Below are 20,979 nucleotides of genomic sequence, written 5' to 3'. Positions count from 1 at the left end.
TGCAATGGACGCGGAACGGACTGTCGACAGTCGGTAGGGCTGGGGCGACGTGCCCAGACCCGGGGCATGAGAACTAAGGTACGGACATGTCCGTTGACGGGTGGAACACGGTCCTGGTGCTCGGCGGTATCCGGTCCGGCAAGTCCGAGTTCGCCGAGTCCCTGGTCGCCGACGCGCCGGTGGTCCGCTACGTCGCCACCGCGCCGGAGGGCGACCCGGAGGACACCGAGTGGGCGACCCGGCTGGCGACGCATCGCGCCCGACGACCGGGCAGCTGGACCACCGAGGAGACCGCCGGAGAGCCGCGCCGGCTCGCGGACGTGCTCGAATCCGCCGAGCCCAACGAGACGCTCCTCGTGGACGACCTGGGCGGCTGGGTGACGGTGCTGCTCGACCCGGAGCACCAGCCCGCCGACGACGTGGCGACGATCGCCGAACTGGCCGAGGCGATCCGCACCTGCGCTGCGCGGGTGGTGCTGGTGAGCCCCGAGGTCGGGCTGTCGCTGGTGCCGACCACCCCGCTGGGCCGGGCGTTCACCGACGCGCTCGGCGCGGCCAACCGCGCGGTCGCCGACGCCTGCGACGCCGTGGTGCTGGTGGTGGCGGGCCAACCGGCCTGGCTGAAGCCGGCACCCACCACCGCTGCCGCCGCCGCGACCGTGAGCGCGTCGGCGAGCCCCGTCTCACCGGCCGCGAGCCAGACCGGCACGGGCCGGGCCGGCGCACACCAGGCCGGCACGAGCCTGCTCGACGCCGGGCCCACCCCCGAGGTCCAGCTGCCCGACGTGCTGACCCACACCCCGCCGGCCGCCCCCAACCAGGAGCCCGGCAACCCCTGGGCCGCGCCGACCATGGCGCTGCCGATGGTGGCCACCGGGCTGGTCATCCAGCCGGGCATGGAGCTGCCGATGCCCGACGACTACGCCGGCCCGCAGGCGGTGGACCGGCTGGCCACATTGGACGTGCCCGGTGCCGGGCTGGGCGTGCTGGACCGGGTGGTCGGCTTCGCCGCGGCCACCCAGGGCACGTCGACGCCGGCCGCCTGGGGCTCGGTGCGGGTGCTGCTGCTCAACGGCGACCACGCCGGCGGCGCGTCGGCCGGCACCGTCGCGGGCGAGTCGGCGCGTCGCGCCGCCCAGGCGCGCGCCGGACGGGGCGCGCTGGCCCGGCTGGCCGCCGAGAGCGGCGCGAGCCTGCAGGTGGTCGACACCCCCGCCTCCGCGCCGATGGAGACCCAGCCGGCCCTCACCGGCGAGCAGGTCGAGTCGGCGCTGCGCTACGGCTGGCGCCTGGCCGAGCAGGCCGCCGACGCAGGCGTACAACTGCTGGTCCTGGGAGCGTGCGGTGCCGGCACCGAGGCGGCAGCGGCGGCGGTGCTGGCGGCCACGGCCGGCGCGGAACCACCTGCGGTGCTGGGCCGGGTGATCACCGACTCCGGTGAGATCGACGACGCGGCCTGGATGGTCCGCTGCGCGGCGGTGCGCGACGCGCTGCACCGCACCCGCCGCTCGCCGCGCGGCGCGAAGGACGTGCTGTCCGAGCTGGGCGGCGGCGACGTGGCGGTGGCCACCGGCGTGCTGCTGGGCGCCACCGCCCGCCGGGTGCCGGTGCTGCTGGACGGGCCGGTCGGGCTGGCCGCCGGGATGGTCAGCCGGGACCTGGCCGGGCAGGCGCGGCACTGGTGCCTGTTGGCCGACCACGGCCAGCATCCCGCGGTGCGGCTGGCCGCCGACGTGCTTGGCCTCACGCCCCTGCTCGACCTGCGACTGGACCTCGGCGAGGGCGCCAACGCCCTGGTCGCGTTGCCGCTGCTGCGCTCGGTGCTGGCACTGGCCGCCGCGCTGCCGGTGCACCCGTCGCTGACCGGCGACACGGACCCGACCGACGAGCCGGAAGCCGACCCGGAGACCGACGACGCCGAGCCGGACTACGCCGAGCCGGCGTACACCGGGCCCGACTACACCGACCCGGAGTTCACCGAGCCGGAACCGGCCGGGCCGGGGCCGACCCGCACGGCCACCGACGAGCAGCCGGCGTCGGGCTGGCGTGCCGGCTGAGCCGCGGCTCGTCGCGGGCGCCCGGCTGGCGATCACCACCTTCAGCACGTTGCCGGTACGCGCCGGGCGGATCGACCGCCCGGTGGCGGGTACCGCGATGGCGCTCGCCCCGGCCGCCGGCGCGCTGCTCGGCGTGCTGCTCGGCGGCGTCCTGCTGCTGACCGGCACGCTCGCTCCCCCGCTGGTGGCCGCCGGCGTGACGGTGGGCGCCGCCGCCCTGCTGACCCGGGGACTGCACCTGGACGGGCTGGCCGACACCGTGGACGCGCTCGGGTCGTACCGGCGGGGTGCCGCCGCGCTGGAGATCATGAAGAAGCCGGACGTCGGGCCGTTCGGCGTCGTCGCCCTGGTGGTCGTACTCCTGGTGCAGGCCGCTGCGCTCGCCGACCTGGCCGGCCGGTCCTGGCCGGCGTGTCTCGCGGCGGTGGTGGCGGCCAGCGCGGCCGGGCGGCTGGGTGTGACCGTGGCGTGCCGGCGGGGCGTGCCCGCGGCCCGGCCGGACGGGCTGGGGGCCATGGTGGCGGGAACCGTCGGCCCGGTGGCGCTTGCCGTGGGCGCGGTCGCCGTCGTGCTGCTGGCGGTGCCCGCGGTGCCGGGCCGCCCGTGGCAGGGACCGGTCGCCGTCGTCGCCGCGCTCGCCGTCGCGGTGCCGCTGCTGGCCCACGTGGTACGCCGGCTCGGCGGCATCACCGGCGACGTGCTCGGCGCGACAGTCGAGGTGGTCACCACGCTGGTCTACCTGGGTGTGGTGCTGTCCGCCTGAAGCGGGCGCGGCCGGCCGGGTAGCGTTCGGCTCGACAGCACCGGCACGGCCACCGGGGGAACCCACATGCTCATCACTGACGACTTCCTGCCCGTACCGGTGCCGGAGTCGCTCAGCGCGACCTACCTGGTGCCGATGGCGGGGCTGCCGAAGGTCAGCGCGAAGACTGCGGTGGCGGCGCTGACCGGCCGGCTGGCCGAGCCGGTGCACGGGCTCGCCCGGCAGATGCTGGACAGCCCGCTGATGAGCGTGGACACCCGGCCGATCGCCGAGTTCCCCGCGCTCCCGCCGGATCTGCTCACCGCGTTCGGCGCCACCGAGGCGCAGTTGGCCCGGCTGGCCGCGGCGACACACCTGGTCGTGGTCCAGGCGGAGTACCGGCCGGGGTGGCCACCCGCGCACGAGTGGGCGGCCCGGGCGGTCGCGGCCGCCGTGGCGGAGTCCGTCGACGGCGACGTCGTGGACGTCTTCGGCCTCCAGTTCCTCGACCCGGCGACCGCGCTGCGCTCACTCCCCGACGAGAACGGCCGGATCCGGCTTGTCGACTGGGTGCTGGTGCCGTACTCCTCGGACACCGAGGGGCTGTGGTTCACCACGAAGGGGCTGCGGCGCTTCGGCCTGCTGGAGTTGCAGACCCAGGGGGTGCCCGACCATCTGACCCGCGCCTGGGGCGCGGTGATGACCGGGGCGGCCCGGCGGCTGCTGCGCGACTGGACCGACGGGCTCACCGGCGAGGAGGTGCCGGCGTTCGTGCAGCTGCCGGTGCTGGCGACGGTGACCGGGCACGACATCGCCGTGGCGTACGGCAATCCGGAGCAGCACGGCGCGACGGCCCCGGTGCTGCTGCGCCTGGAACTGGACCCGGCGACCGACCCGGAGGCCGACTCGTTCCTGAGCCTGCGGCCGCCGGCCGGGCATCCCGGCCCGGACGGGCGCTACTACGCCGCCGCCTGCGCGACGTTGTTCTCCGGCATCCAGCCGGACGTGCGCTACGCGCGTTCCGGTGACGCGATGAGCCGCGCGGTCGCCACCGCCCGCGCCGCGCTGGGCGACGCCCGGGCCCGCTTCGTCGCCGGCCAGCTACCGGCGGAGTCGCAGCTGGTCGTCAAGTACGGCCTGCCGGGCGACGACGGGCCCGAGTACGTCTGGGCGGGCGTCACCTCGTGGGAGACCCCGGAGCGGATCGTCGGCGTCAGCGCCAGCGACGCCAACACCGACGAGAGCGTACGCATCGGCGCCCCCGTGGTGGTGGAGGCGACAGACGTCGTTGACTGGGCGGTCCTGAACGCGACAGGAGTCATCGAAGGCGGCTGGACCCAGGCGGTCCTGGACTCCGGCGAACCCCCCACCACCCCAACCCCCTAACCCACCCCACCCCACCGCCCGCCGCCCCCACCCTCCCTCGCCCGGTGATCAAGAGATTTGGGTCAGAATCTCGCCCGAGAATGACGCAAAGCTCTTGATCACCAGGGCGAGGGCGGGCGGCGGACCCGTGGGAGTCGGGGGTGGGTGGGGTTAGTGGGTTGAGGGGGTTACGAAGGGGGGTTTCTGCAGGCGCAGGGGGGCTTGGCGGCCTCGGATGTTGACCTGCACCTCGTCGCCTTCGGCCAGGCTGGCGTCCGTGTCCAGCAGGGCCAGGGCGATGCCCTGCTTGCGGGTCGGGCTGAAGGTGCCGCTGGTCACCGTGCCGACCTGCTTGTCACCCACGTGCAGCGTCATACCGGGGCGCGGGATGGCGCGGTCGACCGCCACCAGGCCGCGCAGCGTACGTCGAGGGCCGGCGGCCTTCTCGGCGAGCAGCGCGTCGCGGCCCCAGAAGGCCGGCTTGTCCCACCCGACCGCCCAGCTCGAGCGGGCCTGCACCGGGGTGATGTCCAGCGAGAGGTCCTGCCCGTGCAGCGGGTAGCCCATCTCGGTGCGCAGCGTGTCCCGGGCGGCCAGCCCGCAGGCGCGCAGCTCGAACGCCTCGCCGGCGGCGAAGAGGGCATCCCACACGGTCACCGCGTGCTCCGCCGGCACCACCAGCTCGTAGCCCAGCTCGCCGGTGTAGCCGGTGCGGCAGACGGTCAGCTCCACGGCGGCGAGGTTGGCGGCGTCGAAGCTCATGTAGCCGTGCTCGGTGGGCAGATCGAGGGCGGCGAGCAGTTCGCCCGAGCGGGGGCCCTGCACGGCCAGCACCGCGTACGCCTCGTGCTCGTCGGTGACGGTGATCCGCTCCGGGGCGGCGGCGCGCAGCCGGCGCACCACCTCGGCGGTGTTCGCGGCGTTCGGGATGAGGAAGACGTGGTCGTCGGCGTACAGGTAGGCGATGATGTCGTCCACCACGCCGCCGGTGGCGTCGTCGCAGCACAGCGTGTACTGCGCTCGGCCGGGCCCGATGCGGCGCAGGTCGTTGCTGAGGCAGGAGTTGACGAACTCGGCCGCGCCGGGGCCGGTCACCCGGGCCTTGCCCAGGTGCGACACGTCGAAGACCCCCACCGCCGTACGCACCGCGGCGTGCTCCTTGAGCACCCCGCCGCCGGCGTACTCCAGCGGCATCTCCCAGCCCCCGAAGGGGGCGAACTTGGCGCCGGCGGCGGTGTGCCGCTCGTGCAGCGGGGAACGACGCAGCCGGGTCGCGGCGGCGTCGGAGGTCACGTCGGTCATGGGTGGCAACTTACCGGGGGCAACGCCGCTGGTTAGCATCGGCGGGACCCCGTTGGCGTGATCGACGGGACAGCCCTGACGTCCGGCGGGTAGGTTCCGCCGGAGACCTTCACCGCTGGTACGCGACGTCGCGACCGGCCCGGCCCGCCCGGAGTAGCTTCAGTGACATCACCCCGCACCACCAACCTGAGCCTGGTCGACACCGACCCGGCCGAGCTCGCCGTCGACGCGATCGTGATCGGCGTGCACAGCCAGACCGGAGAGCAGGGCGCCACCAGCGGCCTCGCCGGCACCCTGCTGCTCGCCAGCGGCGCGGAGAGCATCGCCGTCGCCTTCGACGGCAAGCTGACCGAGACCCTCGCGCTGCTCGGTGCGACAGGTGGGCCGGGTGAGGTCATCAAGCTGGCCACGCTGGGCACCGTCACCGCTCCGCTGGTCGTCGCGGTCGGGCTCGGCCCGGAGCCGACGGGCGCCGCCCCGGCGCCGGAGACGCTGCGCCGGGCCGCCGGCGCGGCGGTCCGGGCCCTGGCGGGGGCGCCGAAGGTGGCGCTGAGCATGCCGCTGCCCGACGACTCGGACGCGCCGGCCGCGCTGCGCGCGGTCGCGGAGGGCGCGCTGCTCGGCGGGTACCGGTTCGCCGGCTACAAGACCCGTCCGCAGCCGACCCGGCGCGAGCCGGTGGCCGAGGTGCTGATCTCCGTTCCGGACGCCGCCGAGCCGGCCGCCCAGGCGGAGATCACCCGCGCGCAGGCGGTCGCCGGCGCGGTGCGGCTCAGCCGGGACTGGGTGAACACCGCCCCGAACGAGCTGCGGCCCCCGTCGTTCGCCGACGCCGTGGCCGCCGCCGCCCGTGACGCGGGCCTCGGCGTCGAGGTGCTGGACGAGGCGGCACTGGCCGCGGGCGGGTACGGCGGCATCATCGCGGTCGGGCAGGGCTCGGAGGCCCCGCCGCGACTGGTGAAGCTCACCTACACCCCGCAGGACGGCGGCAACGGCAAGCGGGTCGCGCTCGTCGGCAAGGGGATCACCTTCGACACCGGTGGCATCTCGATCAAGCCGGCGCAGGGCATGTGGGAGATGAAGTCCGACATGGCGGGCGCCGCCGCGGTGGGCGCTGCCATGCTGGCGATCGCCGCGCTGAAGCCGGCCGTGGCGGTCAGCGCGTACCTGCCGATGGCCGAGAACATGCCGTCGGGCACCAGCTACCGGCCGGGCGACGTGATCAGCATGTTCAGCGGCAAGAAGGTGGAGGTGCTCAACACCGACGCCGAGGGCCGCATGGTCCTGGCCGACGCCATCGCCCGCGCGTGCGCCGACGGCACCGACTACCTGTTCGAGACCTCCACCCTCACCGGCGGTCAGGTGATCGCGCTGGGCAAGCGGGTGGCCGGCGTGATGGGCACGCCCGAGCTGTGCGAGCGGGTCCGGACGGTCGGCGATGCGGTCGGCGAGCCGGCCTGGCCGATGCCGCTGCCGGACGACGTGCGCAAGGGCATGGACTCCGACGTTGCGGACATCTCGCAGGTCAACGCCGGAATGGACCGGGCCGGGCACATGCTGCAGGGCGGCGTCTTCCTGCGCGAGTTCGTGGCCGACGACGTGGCGTGGGCGCACATCGACATCGCGGGGCCGGGCTACCACTCGGGCGAGCCGACCGGCTACTGGACCAAGGGCGGCACGGGCGTGCCGGTCCGCACGCTGGTGCAGCTGGTCGAGGACGTCGCCGCCAACGGCTGACGTGGTGCCGAGGGGCCCCGGGTGGGGCCCCTCGGCAGGTCAGTACTGCTCGGGGCGGCGCTTGCGGCGTTCGTTGAAGTCGCGCATCCGCTGCGGGTAGCCCATCAGCCGGACGTCGTACACCGGGATGCCCATCCGGTACGCGAAGCGCCGCGCGCCGTCCGGGCCGTCGATGCGGCGGCGTGTCCACTCCCCGTCGTCGGCGATCAGGATGACTGTGGTCTGGGTGACAGTCGTCCGGGGCTCGATGAACGCCTCGACGCCGCGCCGACTGCGGATGAAGTTCGCGAGATGGTCCAGATCCCCACTGTCGGCCGCGCGGTCGTGGCTCAGCACACGCGCCTGCTTCCGGCGCCGGAACAACCCCACCGAACCTCTCCCCCATGTCACGTCATCGACAACGGTGCCAAGGGTACGTGTCGATGACGTGTCGTTGGGCACCTCACTACGCACCCTGTGCCCGGTGGTGACAAGATGACCGAGGTGGGGTGTGTCCGTGTTACCCCTCCGTGACCCCCGATGCAGTGACGCGACCTGGGAGTTGGACGTGAGCGAGCCGAACGAAGCGACCTTCGACATTGTCATCCTCGGAGGTGGCAGCGGCGGCTACGCGGCGGCGCTGCGCGCCGCCCAGCTGGACCTGTCCGTCGCGCTCATCGAAAAGGGCAAGCTCGGCGGGACCTGCCTGCACAACGGCTGCATCCCGACCAAGGCGCTGCTGCACGCGGCGGAGATCGCCGACCAGACCCGCGAGTCGGAGCAGTTCGGCGTGAAGGCCGAGCTGGTCGGCGTCGACATGGCCGGCGTCAACTCGTACAAGGACGGCGTGATCTCCCGCCTGTACAAGGGTCTGCAGGGCCTGGTGGGTGGCTCGAAGAAGATCACCTTCGTGGCCGGCGCCGGCAAGCTGGTCGGCAAGAACGTGGTCGAGGTGGACGGCAAGCGCTACACCGGCCGCAACGTCGTGCTGGCCTCCGGCTCGTACGCCAAGAGCCTGCCCGGCCTGGAGGTCGACGGCGAGCGGATCATCACGAGCGACCACGCGCTGACCCTGGACCGGGTCCCCTCGTCGGTGATCGTCCTCGGCGGCGGCGTGATCGGCGTCGAGTTCGCCAGCGTGTGGAAGTCCTTCGGCGCTGACGTGACGATCGTCGAGGCGCTGCCCCGACTGGTCGCGGCCGAGGACGAGGAGTCGTCCAAGGCGCTGGAGCGGGCGTTCCGCAAGCGGAAGATCAACTTCAAGGTCGGCAAGCCGTTCGAGAAGGTCGAGAAGACCGAGAACGGCGTCAAGCTGACCATTCAGGGCGGCGAGACCGTCGAGGCGGAGCTGCTGCTGGTCGCCGTCGGTCGCGGCCCGAACACCGCCAACCTCGGGTACGAGGAGCAGGGCGTCAAGATGGACCGCGGCTACGTGCTGACCGACGAGCGGCTGCGCACCAGCGTGCCGAACGTCTACGCCGTCGGCGACATCGTGCCCGGCCTCCAGCTCGCGCACCGGGGCTTCCAGCAGGGCATCTTCGTCGCCGAGGAGATCGCCGGGCAGACCCCGGCCGTCATCGACGAGGTGGGCATCCCGCGGGTCACCTACTGCGACCCGGAGCTGGCGTCGGTGGGTCTGACCGAGACGAAGGCCAAGGAGCAGTACGGGGCCGACAAGGTCCAGACGTACAACTACCCGCTGGGCGGTAACGGCAAGAGCCAGATCCTCAAGACCACCGGCTTCGTGAAGCTGGTCCGGGTCGAGGACGGCCCCGTCGTCGGCGTCCACATGGTCGGCGCGCGGGTGGGTGAGCTGATCGGTGAGGCGCAGCTCATCTACAACTGGGAGGCCTACCCGGCCGAGGTCGCCCAGCTCGTGCACGCCCACCCCACCCAGAACGAGGCCCTGGGCGAGGCGCACCTGGCCCTCGCCGGCAAGCCGCTGCACGCGCACGCCTGATCACCCAAACCGCGGCGTCCGGCGACGGGCGAAGATCCCCCAAGGGGAATGAAGGAGTCTGGAGAACATGCCGGTATCGGTCACCATGCCCCGGCTCGGCGAGAGCGTCACCGAGGGCACCGTCACGCGCTGGCTCAAGCAGGAGGGCGACACGGTCGAGGTCGACGAGCCCCTGCTCGAGGTCTCGACCGACAAGGTCGACACCGAGATCCCGTCGCCCGCGGCGGGCGTGCTGAGCCGGATCGTGGTCGGCGAGGACGAGACCGCCGAGGTCGGCAGCGAGCTGGCCGTCATCGCCGGTGAGGGCGAGTCGACCGGTGGCGGCGAGGCCGCGCCGCAGGAGCAGGCCCCGGCCGAGGAGGTCGAGCCGGCCGCCGAGCCGACGGCCGCCGCCGAGGGCACCGCCGACGAGGTGGCCCAGGACGAGGCCCCGGCCGAGACGCCGGCTCCGGCCGCCGCGTCGTCGGGCGAGGGCACCGCGGTGAAGATGCCGGCCCTGGGTGAGAGCGTCACCGAGGGTACGGTCACGCGCTGGCTCAAGCAGGTCGGCGACACCATCGAGGTGGACGAGCCGCTGCTGGAGGTCTCCACCGACAAGGTGGACACGGAGATCCCGTCGCCGGTCGCCGGCACGGTGCTGGAGATCAAGGTCGCCGAGGACGAGACCGCCGACGTCGGCGCCGACCTGGCGATCATCGGCGTCGCCGGTGGTGCCCCCGCTCAGGCCAAGCCCGAGCCGAAGCCCGAGCCGAAGGCGGAGGCCGCGCCGGCGCCGAAGGCCGAGCCGAAGCCGGAGCCGAAGGTCGAGGAGCCCACGTCGGGCGTGTCGTACAACGAGCCGGCCGCTGAGGCGGAGACCTCGGCGCAGCCGGCGCAGGCCGAGCAGGCGGCTCAGCCGTCCGCGCCGACCGCCGCGCCGCAGCGCCCGTCCGCTCCGGCGCCGGGTGGCGGCGAGGAGGCCGCCGGATACGTCACCCCGCTGGTCCGCAAGCTGGCCAGCGAGCACGGCGTCGACCTGGCCTCGCTCAACGGCACCGGTGTGGGTGGCCGCATCCGCAAGCAGGACGTCCTCGACGCGGCCGAGAAGGCCAAGGCCGCCAAGGCCGCGCCGGCTCCGGCCGCACAGCCGGCCGCCGCGCCGTCGGCCCCTGCGGCCAAGCCGGCCGCCAAGGCGCAGCCGAGCGCCAAGCGGGGCACCACGGAGAAGCTGCCGAGGATCCGGGCGACAATCGCCAAGCGGATGCAGCAGTCGCTGCACGAGACGGCGCAGCTGACCACTGTCGTCGAGGTCGACGTCACCAAGGTCGCCAAGCTGCGGGCCCAGGCCAAGGACTCGTTCCTGGCCAAGCACGGCGTGAAGCTGTCCTTCCTGCCGTTTTTCGCCCTCGCCGCCATCGAGGCCCTGCAGACCCACCCGATCATCCAGGCGAGCATGGACCTGGACGGTGGCACGATCACCTACCCGGCCGCCGAGCACCTCGGTATCGCCGTGGACACCGAGCGCGGCCTGCTCGTGCCGGTCATCCACAACGCCGGTGACCTCAACATGGGCGGCATCGCCAAGCGGATCGCCGACCTGGCCGAGCGCACCCGGAACAACAAGATCACCCCGGACGAGATGGCCGGCGCGACCTTCACGCTCACCAACACGGGCAGCCGGGGCGCTCTCTTCGACACTCCGATCGTGCCGTCGCCGCAGTCGGCGATGCTCGGTACGGGTGCCGTGGTGAAGCGTCCGGTCGTGGTCAACGACCCGGAGCTGGGCGAGGTCATCGCGGTCCGGTCGATGGTCTACCTGGCCATGTCCTACGACCACCGCCTGATCGACGGTGCCGACGCGGCCCGCTTCCTGACCGCGGTCAAGGAGCGGCTGGAGGGCGGCAACTTCGAGTCGGAGCTGGGCCTGGCCTGATCCGCAGTAACGCCGAAAGGGGCGCCCCGGTCGTCGACCGGGGCGCCCCTTCGTCTCCGCCGCTCAGCCCTTGAGCAGATCCGTCGAGACCTTCCAGAGCCGTTCGGCGGCCTCCGGGTCCAGCGCGTAGTCGGCGACGCCGGTGCGGCCGCCGGGCCGGGCCGGGGCGGCCTGCTGACAGTCCTCGAAGTAGCGCCCGCCCACGCCGTCGAGCAGTGGCGAGGCGGCGACCAGCACCGAGGTGGCGGCGCCCTGTTCGACGGTCTTCCAGGCCGCCGCGTTACCGGCGCGCATCCGATTCAGCTCCTCCTCGCTCACGTAACGCTGGAGGTTGGTCTGGATCGCGCCGGGCATCAGCGAGTTGGCGAAGATGCCGTCGTCGGCCCAGCGGCGGGTCGCCTCCACGGCGAAGAGCACGTTTGCCGTCTTGGACTGCCCGTACGCCTGCCACGGCTCGTACTCGCGGCGGTCGTACTGGATGTCGTCGAAGACCACCGGCGAGCGCAGGTGGGCGGCGGAGCTGACCGAGGCGATCCGGGCCCCGTCGGCGGCGGCGAGCGCCGGACGCAGCCCGGTGGCGAGCGCGAAGTGCCCGAGGTGGTTGGTGGCGAACTGCATCTCCCAACCCTGTGGGGTGCGGCTCAGGGGGGCGGCCATGATGCCGGCGTTGTTGACCAGGATGTGCAGCGGGCCGTCCCAGTTGGCCACGAAGTCGGCGACCGAATCCTGGTCGGCGAGGTCGAGCGGGGCGATCAGCACACGGTCGTTGCCTGTGGTGCCGGTGATGTCGTCGGCGGCCTCCTGGCCGGCGTCGGGGTTGCGCACGGCCAGGGTGACCTCCGCGCCGGCGCTGGCCAGGGCACGGGCGGTCTCCACGCCGATGCCCGACGAGCCGCCGGTGACTATCGCCCGCCGGCCAACGAGGTCCACGCCCCGGATCACGTCCATGGCCGTGGAGTCATGGGCGAACGAAGTGGTGATCGGATTGCTCGTCGTCATGATTCATCCTTGTCCAGGGTGGGGCGGGCCGGTCGGTCCGCGCCCGTTGCGGGCGGACGCGCTGCACAACCGCGAACGGCTGCTTCCGGCCGCGGTCCAGGCGGTTTCCCGCCCCGGACCGGAGGTAACGTCCGGCGCCCACCCGTACGCCCGGAGCCGGCACCGGCTGCTCGACCTGCTGGTGGGCGGCCTGCGGTCGCGCGACGCGGGCTGACCCGTTCCGTCCTCCGGGCAGGCCGGACGCTGCCAGAGTGGGACCGTGGGCGGCTTCCGGCGGGGTGGACAACTGGGACCAGCCGTCCCGATCGCCCCCGGCGCACGGGTGGACAAGTTCGAGGTCTTCTTCGACCTGGTCTTCGTCTTCTCGTTCTTCATCATCACTCGCGCCACGGCCGCGAACATCTCCGGTCGACAGCTGCTGCACGCCGCCCTGGTGCTGGCCGTGCTCTGGTGGTGCTGGGTGGTGCACAGCCTGGTCGCCACTCGGGTACGGCTCGGCGAGGGTTACGTCCCGGTGCTCATGGTGGTGGCGATGGCCGCCCTGTTCGCGTTCGCACTGGCGCTGCCACAGGCGTTCAGCGACCCGAAGGGCAGCGCCGGTGGTCCGATGCTGGTGGCCGTCAGCTACGTGGTGGTCCGTGGCATCCACTGGATCCTCTACCAGCATGTGGTGCGGGACAGCCCGCAGGAGCGCCGGCAACTGCGCCGGTTCGCCCCCGAACTGGCCGCCAGCATCGTCCTGCTGCTGGCCGCCGCGCTGATCCCGCCGCAGATCGCCGACCCGAACCAGGCCGCGATGGTCCGGGACGGCCTGTGGATCGCCGTGGTGGTGGTCCAGTTCGCCACCGGCTTCATCGTCGGCACCTGGGGCTGGGGGGTGACCAGCGCCGAGCACTGGACCGAACGCTACGACCTCATCCTGATCATCGCGCTGGGCGAGTCCGTCATCTCCACCGGCGTGGGCGGCAACCTGCTCGGCAAGCCGGTGACCTGGCCGGCGGTGGCGGCCGCCACGCTCAGCATCGTGGTCACCGCCGCCCTCTGGTGGGCGCACTTCGACTTCATCGGCCCGGCCGCCCGGATCGCCCTGCACGCGGCGGAGGGCGCTCCCCGGGTGGCGATGGCCCGTGACGCGTACGCGTACCTCTACCTGCCGATGATCGCCGGGATCATCCTCTTCTCCATCGGCAACGAGGAGATCCTGCACAAGATCACCGACCCGGCCGGCGGCCTTGCCGAGAAGGCCGACGGGCCGGCCGTACCGATGCTCTTCGGCGGGCTGATCTGCTACTACGCCGTCAACATCCTGTTCCAGCTCCGGACCCTGCGTACCCTCAGCTGGAGCCGGGTGGGCGTCATCGTGGTGCTGACCGCGGCCCTGCCGGTCGGCCAGCATCTGCCCGCCTTGGGCGCGCTCACCCTCGCGACGGTGATCTGCGTGGCGCTGGTGGCCGTGGAGGTGATGGTGATGTCGACGTCCCGGCACGCGCTGCGCGCCGTCGTCTTCGAGGAGCGGACCAGCCACGAGGCGCACGAGGCCGCGTGGCGGGCCCGCTGGCACGACCTCCGGGAGCCGGACGAGCCCACCACGCCGTGACCGCCGGAGGGTAAGCTCCGGCACAGCGTCGCGGTGCACCCGGCACGAAGGCCGCCGTGGGCATGGAGGCGCGGGGACAGCATGGGACGAACGTGCACCCGAACAGTTCACCCGCCGAGCGGCTCGCCGCCGTCGGCAACCAGATGATCGAGATCCACCTCTGGCTCGGCGCGGAGCTGGCCCGCCTGCGGGCCGACCTCGGTGACACCCCCAGCGGCGACGCCCGCCCGTCGCGCGACCTGCGGGCCCACTGTCTGACCTTCTGCGCCGCGCTCGGCCGCCACCACACAGGTGAGGACGCGGGCGCGTTCCGGGTCCTGGCCGACGAGGTGCCCGAGCTGCGCCCGGTCCTGGCCAACCTGATCGTCGACCACGAGGTCGTGGCGGGGATTCTGGGCCGGGTCGAGGAACTGCTGGGCGACGACCGCCCGCTGCCGACCACCCAGGTACGCGCCGAGCTGGACGGGTTGGCCGCCCTGCTGGAGTCGCACTTCCGCTACGAGGAGAAGCGGCTGGTCAGCGCCCTGAACGCGCTGACCGGTCGACCCGGGACCGCCGAGCAACTGCTCGGCCTGACGGCGCCGACCGGCTGAGCCGAGATCGACTCCCGGTCGCCGACCTGCCGGTGTCGCCGACCGGGGAGACCGCCACCTCGGCGTGCCGCAGCGCATGACCCACGCCGGCCCGGGAATCCGCCACCTCGGCGTGCCGCAGCGCGCGGCCCGCGCCGGCCCGCCCGGCCGTCACCGGTCGTCGTCCGGCGGGGTCGGGCCGGGCAGGCGCTCGTAGAAGCGGATCTTCTCCCGGAGGTGGTCGTACTGGCGCTGGAGCAGGCGCATCTGCTCCTCGACCTGGGCCGCGTGTCGTTGCAGCAGCTCGCGCCGTTCGTCGACGGTGTGCTCGCCCTCGCGGGCGAGGGCCGCGTACCGGCACATCTGGGCGATCGGCATCCCGGTGTCGCGCAGGCAGCGGAACAGCACCAGCCAGCTCAGGTCGTCGTCGGTGAAGACGCGCTGGCCGCCCGCCGTGCGATTCACGTCGGCCAGCAGGCCGATCTTCTCGTAGTACCGCAGCGTGTCCAGGCTGAAGCCGCTGCGCCGGGCGGCCTCCGCGGGCGCGTAACCGGTCATGTCTCGGCATGGTAGCCACCCCTTGACCTGGAGCGCACTCCAGGTTGGAGGCTGGTCCGCATGACGACGACACGAACGCTGGGACGCAGCGGCATCGAGGTGAGCGCGATCGGGATGGGGTGCTGGGCGATCGGCGGCCCGCTCTGGGGTGACGACGGCCAGCCGTTCGGTTGGGGAGAGGTGGACGACGACGAGTCGATCCGGACCATCCACCGGGCCCTCGATCTCGGGGTGACCCTGTTCGACACGGCCAGCAACTACGGCGCCGGGCACAGCGAGCGCATCCTCGGTCGGGCCCTGGCGGGTCGCCGGGACGAGGCGGTGATCGCCACCAAGTTCGGCAACGTCAGCGACGAGGCCACCCGGCGGGCGCTCGGCACCGACGCCAGCCCGGCGTTCGCCGTGCGCAGCCTGGAGGATTCACTGCGGCGGCTCGGCACCGACCACGTGGACCTCTACCAGCTGCACATCAACGAACTGCCGACGCCCGCCGCGCTCGATCTGGTCGGCACCCTGGAGGACCTGGTCGACCGGGGCAAGATCCGGGCGTACGGCTGGAGCACCGACAACCCGGCCTCGGCGGACGCGTTCGCGGCGGCTGGCAAGAACTGTGCCGCCATCCAGCACGACGAGTCGGTGCTGAGCGACAACGCGGCGGTGCTCGCCGTCTGCGACCGCCACGACCTGGCCAGCCTCAACCGGGGGCCGCTGGCGATGGGCCTGCTCACCGGGTCGAGCCGCACGCTCGGCGCGGACGACGTGCGCGGTCGGGCGCCCGAGTGGTTGCAGTGGTTCACCGACGGCCGGCCCACGCCGCAGTGGGCGGCACGGGTCGAGCAGGTCCGCGCGGCGCTCACCGCGGACGGTCGGACCCTCGCGCAGGGCGCGCTGGGCTGGCTGCTGGCCCGCAGCCCGCGCACGGTGCCGATTCCCGGCCTCCGCACGGTGGCCCAGACCGACGAGAACCTGGCGACCCTGACCCTGGGCCCGCTCCCGCAGGAGCAATACGCCGAGGTGGAAAACCTCCTGGCCGACCTACGCCAAGCCTGACCCCCACCCCGTTCTTCGCCGATCTTGCACTTGCTGTCCCGGCAGAACGGACCTTGCCGGGCAGAACGACGACACAAAGTGCAAGATCGGCGGGGAGTGGGGCCGGGGCGCGTCCGAGGGTGACGTTTTCGACGAAGATAAGGGCATGCGGATCCTTCTGGCCGGCGCGTCCGGCTTTCTCGGCAGCCGGCTGGGCGACCGGCTCGCCGCCGACGGGCACGAGGTCACCCGGTTGGTGCGCCGACCGGCGCGCGACCCGCGAGAGCGGCAGTGGGACCCGGCGGCCGGCCATCTCGACCCGGCGGCGGTCGCCGGCGCGGACGCCGTCATCAACCTGGCCGGCGCGGGCGTCGGCGACAAGCGCTGGAACGACGACTACCGGCGGCTGATCCGCACCAGCCGGGTGGACAGCAGCACGACGCTGGCGACGACGATCGCCGGGTTGCCGGCCGCCGACCGACCGAAGGCGCTGCTCAACTCGTCGGCCGTCGGCTGGTACGGCAACACGGGCGACCGGGTCGTCGAGGAGGACGCGCCCGCCGGCGAGGGTTTCCTGGCCGACGTCTGCCGGGTGTGGGAGGCCGCGACCCGTCCGGCCGAGGACGCCGGCGTACGCGTGGTGCGACTGCGCACCGGCCTGCCCCTGCACCGCGACGGTGGGCTGCTCAAGCCGCAGTTGCTGCCGTTCCGGCTGGGCATCGCCGGACGGCTGGGCAGTGGCCGGCAGTGGCTGCCGTGGATCTCGATGGCCGACTGGCTGGACGCGACCCTCTTCCTGCTGGCCCACGACGAGATCGCCGGCCCGGTCAACGTGGTGGGGCCGCATCCGGTGACCAATGCCGAGTTCACCCGGGAGCTGGCCCGCCAGCTGCACCGGCCCGCGATCATCCCGATTCCCGCCCTGGCCCTGAAGGTGGCGCTGGGCGGCTTCGCCCACGAGGCCCTGACCAGCACGAGAGTCCACCCCGGAGTCCTGACCAAGGCCAACTACCCCTACCACCACCGAACCCTCCCCCAGGCCCTCCAGGCGGCCCTGACCGCCTGACACAGCGCGTCGATCATGAAGTTATTGCCCGTCACGTCGGCGTGTCGTGGCAATAACTTCATGATCAACGGGGTCAGCCTGGGGGTGGGGTTGGGGGTCAGCAGCCGATCACCCAGTAGTTGGGGGCGGTCTGCTTGAGGGTGCTCGTGTAGAAGGTGTTGTAGAGGCCCATGCGCTGGTTGGAGCCGTTCGCGTAGGCGTAGCCGCCGGACTGGTACGCCCGACCGGCCGTGACGTGGGCGTAGTTGCTCGCTGTCACGCAGGTCGCCGGCGTGGTCGGGGTCGGGCTCGGCGTCGGGCTGGCCGTGGGGCTCGGCGTGCTGGTGGGGGTGGCCGTGGGGGTCGGGGTGGGGGTGCTGCCGCCGCCGTTGAGGCCGAAGAAGAGCGCGTCGCGGTACGTCGAGCAGATGGTGTCCAGGAAGTAGGCGCCGGCGGTGCCGCACTGGTCAGCGGCGGAGCCCGGGTCGACCGGGGTGCCGTGGCCCATGCCGGAGACCCGGTAGAGGCGTACCTCGTCGTTGCCGTACACCTCCAGGCTGGTGTTGGCGGGCAGCGACGACGTGCTGGTCGGCGTCTGCGAGATCCCCCGCACGTTGGTCCACTGGTCGCGGGACTCGGTGCCGTTGAGCGGGGTGACAGTGGTGTCCGACGTGCCGTGCCAGATGGCCACCCGGGGGCGCGGGCCGGTGTAGCCGGAGTAGGCGCCACGGACCAGGTCGCCCCAGGCGGCCGGGCTCTTGTCGGTGCCCGGGTTCATGCAGCTGAACGCGTTGACCATGCTCGTGGCGCAGCGGTACGGGATGCCGGCGATGATCGAGCCGGCGGCGAAGACGTCCGGGTACGTCGCGAGCATGACCGCGCTCATCGCCCCGCCCGCCGAGAGGCCGCTGACGAAGACCCGGGAGCCGTCGACCGCGTAGTTCGCCTTGGCGTGGTCGACCATCTGCTTGATCGACAGCGCCTCGCCCTGCCCCCGGGTGGTGTCGCCGCTCTCGAAGAAGTTGAAGCAGGAGTTGGCGTTGTTGCCGGACGGCTGCTGGGCGACGATGAGCGTGAACTTCCACAGGTCGGCGTACTTCTGCCAGCCGGAACCGCTGAAGTAGCCGGAGGCGTTCTGCGTGCACCCGTGCAGCAGCACCACGGCCGGGGAGTTGGCCGGCAGGTTGTCCGGCCGGTAGGCGTACATGGCGAGGTTGCCCGGGTTGGAGCCGAACCCGGTGACCTGGGTGAGGCTGGCGGCCTGGGCGGGCGTGGCGAGGGTGATCGCCCCCGCCACGGCAAGGACGAGCCCGGCGGCCGCACCGAGCAGCCGGTTGAGGGTGGATGTGGAGCGGCGCACGGCGGCCTCCTGAGAGGGGCAGACTGTGAACTGGGTCACGGTCGAGTTGCCGAGACGTTACGACGATGTGTCGCCGCTATGACATGGGGCACACTCACACATTCACGGCAGCCGTTGTGTACGACGAACCATGGCCACCGCGCAGGCAGCGGAGTCGACAACAACCGCCGGTCTGACCGGCTCGTCCAGGTCCGGTTGGTAACGTCCGCTGCGTGCCGTCCTCCCCGTCGCTGGCCACCGGGCCCGCACCCGCGTCGCCGCCGCGCGCCCTCCGGGACCGCCGGGCCGACCTGATCGTCGTGCTGGTGGCGCTCGCGCTCGCCGTCTGGGTGACCAGCGGCCTGTGGCGGGACCCGAACGTTCGCGCGATCACCGTCAACTCCAGCGACCAGGCGCTGTTCGAGTGGCTGCTGGCCTTCGGCGGGCACGCGGTCACCCACGGGGAGAACCCCTTCTTCACGTACCTGATCAACGTCCCGGACGGCGTGAACCTCGCGGTCAACACCTCGATCACGGTGTACGCGGTGGTCTTCGCCCCGCTCACGTACCTCATCGGGCCACCGGCGACGTTCCTGGTGATCCTCACGCTGAACCTGCTCGCCACCGCGCTGGCCTGGTACTGGCTGCTCTCACGGCACGTGGTGCGCAGCCGCCTCGCCGCGGGGGTCGGCGGCCTGTTCATCGCGTACTCCCCCGGCATGGTCTCGCACGCCAACGCCCACCTGAACTGGACCGCCGGCTGGCTGGTGCCGCTGCTGATCTGGCGGCTGTTCGCGCTGCGCCGCCCCGGGCACTGGCTGCGCGACGGGGTGATCCTCGGCGCTCTGGTCGCGGTGGCCTTCTCGATCGCCGCCGAGGGCCTGTTCTTCGCCGCCCTCGCGCTCGGCGTGTTCGTGGCCGTCTGGGCGCTGCACCCGGCCCACCGGGCCGAGGCCCGCGCCGCGCTGCCCAATTTCCTGCGCGGGCTCGGCGTGACCGCCGTTGTCGCCGGGGTGCTGCTGTCGTACCCGCTGTGGCTGCACTTCGCCGGGCCGCAGCGGTTCCACGGCACCGGCTTCGACCCGGTGATCCACTCCGAGGACATCGCCGCGTTCGTCGCCTTCCCGCGCCGGTCCCTGGCCGGGGAGGTCGGGCTGGGCACCTCGCTGGCGCCGAACCCCACCGAGGAGAACTCGTTCTTCGGTATCCCTCTGCTGGTGCTCACCGTGGTCTGCTTCGTCGTGCTCTGGCGACGCGCCGACCCCGGCCGTCGGGCCGTCCTCTGGGCGCTGGGCGTCGTCGCGGTGATCTTCACGGTGCTGTCCTTCGGGCCGGTGGCGAAAATCGACGGACGCCGTACCGACCTGCCCATGCCGTTCGACGTGCTCGGGCAGCTGCCGGTCGTGAACGCCGCGCTGCCCGCCCGGCTGGCCCTGGTGGTGGCACCGGTGATCGGGGTGCTGCTGGCGTACACCCTCGACCAGCTGCGGGCCGCGCCGCCCCGGCACCGGTCGACGGAGCTGGCCTGGTCGCTGGGGTTCGCGGTGGCCCTGCTGCCGCTGCTGCCCACCCCGCTGCTGACCCGGGAGCGCGAGCCCATCCCGCACTTCATCACGTCCGGCGCCTGGCGACAGTACGTCTCCGACGGCAACACGTTGACCCCGGTGCCGCTGGCCGTGGACATCTACCCCGACGGGCAACGCTGGCAGGCGTACGCCCTGTCGCACCGGCAGGGCGAGTTCGCGATCCCCGGCGGCTTCTTCCTCGGCCCCGGCGGCCCGGACGGGCGGGGCCGGATCGGGCCGGTGCCGCGCACCCTGAGCGCACTCATGGACCAGGCCGGCCGCACCGGGCTGGTGCCGATCATCACCGACGGCACGAAGCGGGAGGTCACCTCCGACCTGCGGCACTGGCGGATCGAGACGGTGGTCCTCGCCGACGAGGTGCACGGCGCGAAGTTCGAGGTCGACGAGGCTGCGGTCCGGCGGACGGCCACCGCGCTGTTCGGCGAGCCGCAGCGGGTCGACGACGTGTGGATCTGGCGCATCCCGCCGGCCGACCGGTAGACCCGCCCCTCGTTCCGACCCTGGTGAGGCGGCTCACGACGGATCCGAGCCCGCGGCGGGACTAGGCTGGACGCCGTGACGACGACGACCTCCGGCCTGACGGCCGTCCGCGCCGGCCTGCTCGACTACCAGGCCGCCTGGGACGAGCAGCGGCGCCTGCACGAGTCGGTGGTGGCGGGCGAGCGCGGCGACACCGTGTTGCTGCTGGAGCACCCGAGCGTCTACACCGCGGGCAAGCGCACCGAGCCGTGGGACCGGCCCATGGACGGCACCCCGGTCGTCGACGTGGACCGGGGCGGCAAGATCACCTGGCACGGCCCGGGGCAGCTCGTCGGCTACCCGATCCTGCGACTGCCCGACCCGGTGGACGTGGTCGCCTACGTCCGCCGCACCGAGGAGCTGCTCATCGACGTGTGCGCCGAGTTCGGCCTGGCCGCCGGCCGGGTCGAGGGCCGCAGCGGCGTCTGGGTGCCCGAGGACGACCGGGGGCCGGCCCGCAAGGTGGCCGCCATCGGCATCCGGGTGGCCCGGGGCGTCACCCTGCACGGCTTCTCGATCAACTGCGACTGCGACCTGACGTACTTCGACCGGATCGTCCCGTGCGGCATCCGCGACGCTGGCGTCACCTCGCTCACCGCCGAACTGGGCCGCCCGATCAGCGTCGCGGACGTGCTCCCGGTTGTCGAACGCCGGCTGTCCACCCTGACCGAGGTCTGAGCG

The 20,979-nt window shown here is 72.9% G+C and carries 18 protein-coding genes; 13 read left to right on the top strand and 5 right to left on the bottom strand.

What is annotated here, in order from left to right; all coding sequences use genetic code 11:
- Positions 1 to 86: 86 nt before the first annotated feature.
- The 3 genes from AB0B39_RS21575 to AB0B39_RS21565 all read left to right on the top strand — a co-directional run bounded on the left by AB0B39_RS21575 (position 87) and on the right by AB0B39_RS21565 (position 4,185).
- Positions 87 to 2,057, top strand: a complete 1,971-nt coding sequence (locus tag AB0B39_RS21575) for a bifunctional adenosylcobinamide kinase/adenosylcobinamide-phosphate guanylyltransferase (protein WP_357575186.1) — start codon at positions 87 to 89, stop codon at positions 2,055 to 2,057.
- The gene (locus AB0B39_RS21570) at positions 2,047 to 2,820 is read left to right on the top strand and encodes an adenosylcobinamide-GDP ribazoletransferase (protein ID WP_357575185.1); all 774 of its coding nucleotides are present in this window, start codon (positions 2,047 to 2,049) and stop codon (positions 2,818 to 2,820) included. The genes AB0B39_RS21575 and AB0B39_RS21570 overlap by 11 nt, the downstream gene beginning before the upstream one ends.
- A 66-nt stretch (positions 2,821 to 2,886) precedes the next feature.
- Positions 2,887 to 4,185, top strand: coding sequence for a DUF2314 domain-containing protein (locus tag AB0B39_RS21565; RefSeq protein ID WP_357496680.1), 1,299 nt, complete (start codon positions 2,887 to 2,889; stop codon positions 4,183 to 4,185).
- Between the two features lie 150 nt (positions 4,186 to 4,335).
- Here AB0B39_RS21565 and gcvT read toward each other — a convergent pair whose 3' ends face one another.
- Entirely contained in the window at positions 4,336 to 5,466 is a 1,131-nt protein-coding gene (gene gcvT / locus AB0B39_RS21560; RefSeq protein WP_357575184.1) for a glycine cleavage system aminomethyltransferase GcvT, read from the bottom strand.
- Positions 5,467 to 5,628: 162 nt separating this feature from the next.
- On the opposite strand from gcvT, the gene AB0B39_RS21555 reads away from it, so the two are divergent.
- The gene (locus AB0B39_RS21555) at positions 5,629 to 7,203 is read left to right on the top strand and encodes a leucyl aminopeptidase (protein WP_357496676.1); all 1,575 of its coding nucleotides are present in this window, start codon (positions 5,629 to 5,631) and stop codon (positions 7,201 to 7,203) included.
- Between the two features lie 39 nt (positions 7,204 to 7,242).
- Here the strand turns inward: AB0B39_RS21555 and AB0B39_RS21550 are convergent, their stop codons facing one another.
- On the bottom strand, positions 7,243 to 7,572 hold the full coding sequence (locus tag AB0B39_RS21550; RefSeq protein WP_357575183.1) for a hypothetical protein: 330 nt from the start codon (positions 7,570 to 7,572) through the stop codon (positions 7,243 to 7,245).
- A gap of 178 nt (positions 7,573 to 7,750) precedes the next feature.
- On the opposite strand from AB0B39_RS21550, the gene lpdA reads away from it, so the two are divergent.
- Positions 7,751 to 9,142, top strand: a complete 1,392-nt coding sequence (lpdA, locus tag AB0B39_RS21545; RefSeq protein WP_357496672.1) for a dihydrolipoyl dehydrogenase — start codon at positions 7,751 to 7,753, stop codon at positions 9,140 to 9,142.
- A gap of 67 nt (positions 9,143 to 9,209) precedes the next feature.
- Positions 9,210 to 11,054 (top strand): 2-oxoglutarate dehydrogenase, E2 component, dihydrolipoamide succinyltransferase, encoded by a 1,845-nt coding sequence (gene sucB, locus AB0B39_RS21540; RefSeq protein ID WP_357496670.1) that lies wholly within the window; start codon positions 9,210 to 9,212, stop codon positions 11,052 to 11,054.
- A gap of 63 nt (positions 11,055 to 11,117) precedes the next feature.
- Here the strand turns inward: sucB and AB0B39_RS21535 are convergent, their stop codons facing one another.
- Complete coding sequence (locus AB0B39_RS21535; protein ID WP_357575182.1) at positions 11,118 to 12,053, bottom strand: SDR family NAD(P)-dependent oxidoreductase; 936 nt, start codon at positions 12,051 to 12,053, stop codon at positions 11,118 to 11,120.
- Between the two features lie 46 nt (positions 12,054 to 12,099).
- Between AB0B39_RS21535 and AB0B39_RS21530 the strand changes: the two genes are divergently transcribed.
- The 3 genes from AB0B39_RS21530 to AB0B39_RS21520 all read left to right on the top strand — a co-directional run bounded on the left by AB0B39_RS21530 (position 12,100) and on the right by AB0B39_RS21520 (position 14,243).
- Positions 12,100 to 12,267 (top strand): hypothetical protein, encoded by a 168-nt coding sequence (locus tag AB0B39_RS21530; protein ID WP_357575181.1) that lies wholly within the window; start codon positions 12,100 to 12,102, stop codon positions 12,265 to 12,267.
- Positions 12,268 to 12,312: 45 nt separating this feature from the next.
- A complete protein-coding gene (locus AB0B39_RS21525) occupies positions 12,313 to 13,650 on the top strand; it encodes a low temperature requirement protein A (RefSeq protein ID WP_357496664.1) in 1,338 nt (445 codons plus the stop codon).
- A gap of 92 nt (positions 13,651 to 13,742) precedes the next feature.
- Positions 13,743 to 14,243 (top strand): hemerythrin domain-containing protein, encoded by a 501-nt coding sequence (locus AB0B39_RS21520; protein WP_357575180.1) that lies wholly within the window; start codon positions 13,743 to 13,745, stop codon positions 14,241 to 14,243.
- 150 nt (positions 14,244 to 14,393) lie between these two features.
- On the opposite strand, the gene AB0B39_RS21515 is transcribed toward AB0B39_RS21520, so the two are convergent.
- On the bottom strand, positions 14,394 to 14,780 hold the full coding sequence (locus AB0B39_RS21515; RefSeq protein ID WP_234590299.1) for a MerR family transcriptional regulator: 387 nt from the start codon (positions 14,778 to 14,780) through the stop codon (positions 14,394 to 14,396).
- 60 nt (positions 14,781 to 14,840) lie between these two features.
- Between AB0B39_RS21515 and AB0B39_RS21510 the strand changes: the two genes are divergently transcribed.
- Positions 14,841 to 15,830, top strand: a complete 990-nt coding sequence (locus tag AB0B39_RS21510; RefSeq protein ID WP_357575179.1) for an aldo/keto reductase — start codon at positions 14,841 to 14,843, stop codon at positions 15,828 to 15,830.
- Positions 15,831 to 15,975: 145 nt separating this feature from the next.
- Positions 15,976 to 16,875 carry a TIGR01777 family oxidoreductase gene (locus AB0B39_RS21505; RefSeq protein WP_357496657.1) on the top strand — a complete coding sequence of 300 codons (900 nt, stop codon included), beginning with the start codon at positions 15,976 to 15,978 and terminating at the stop codon, positions 16,873 to 16,875.
- Between the two features lie 97 nt (positions 16,876 to 16,972).
- On the opposite strand, the gene AB0B39_RS21500 is transcribed toward AB0B39_RS21505, so the two are convergent.
- Entirely contained in the window at positions 16,973 to 18,214 is a 1,242-nt protein-coding gene (locus tag AB0B39_RS21500; RefSeq protein ID WP_357575178.1) for a PHB depolymerase family esterase, read from the bottom strand.
- A gap of 212 nt (positions 18,215 to 18,426) precedes the next feature.
- On the opposite strand from AB0B39_RS21500, the gene AB0B39_RS21495 reads away from it, so the two are divergent.
- Both AB0B39_RS21495 and lipB read left to right on the top strand, forming a co-directional pair.
- On the top strand, positions 18,427 to 20,259 hold the full coding sequence (locus tag AB0B39_RS21495) for a DUF2079 domain-containing protein (RefSeq protein WP_357496653.1): 1,833 nt from the start codon (positions 18,427 to 18,429) through the stop codon (positions 20,257 to 20,259).
- Between the two features lie 75 nt (positions 20,260 to 20,334).
- Positions 20,335 to 20,976, top strand: a complete 642-nt coding sequence (gene lipB, locus AB0B39_RS21490; RefSeq protein WP_234590279.1) for a lipoyl(octanoyl) transferase LipB — start codon at positions 20,335 to 20,337, stop codon at positions 20,974 to 20,976.
- The last annotated feature ends 3 nt before the right edge of the window (positions 20,977 to 20,979 follow it).

Source organism: Micromonospora sp. NPDC049114, from assembly GCF_040648635.1.
Taxonomy (GTDB): Bacteria; Actinomycetota; Actinomycetes; order Mycobacteriales; family Micromonosporaceae; genus Micromonospora.
Note: the sequence above shows the minus strand (reverse complement) of the source record. Positions and strands in the feature narration are given on the sequence as shown.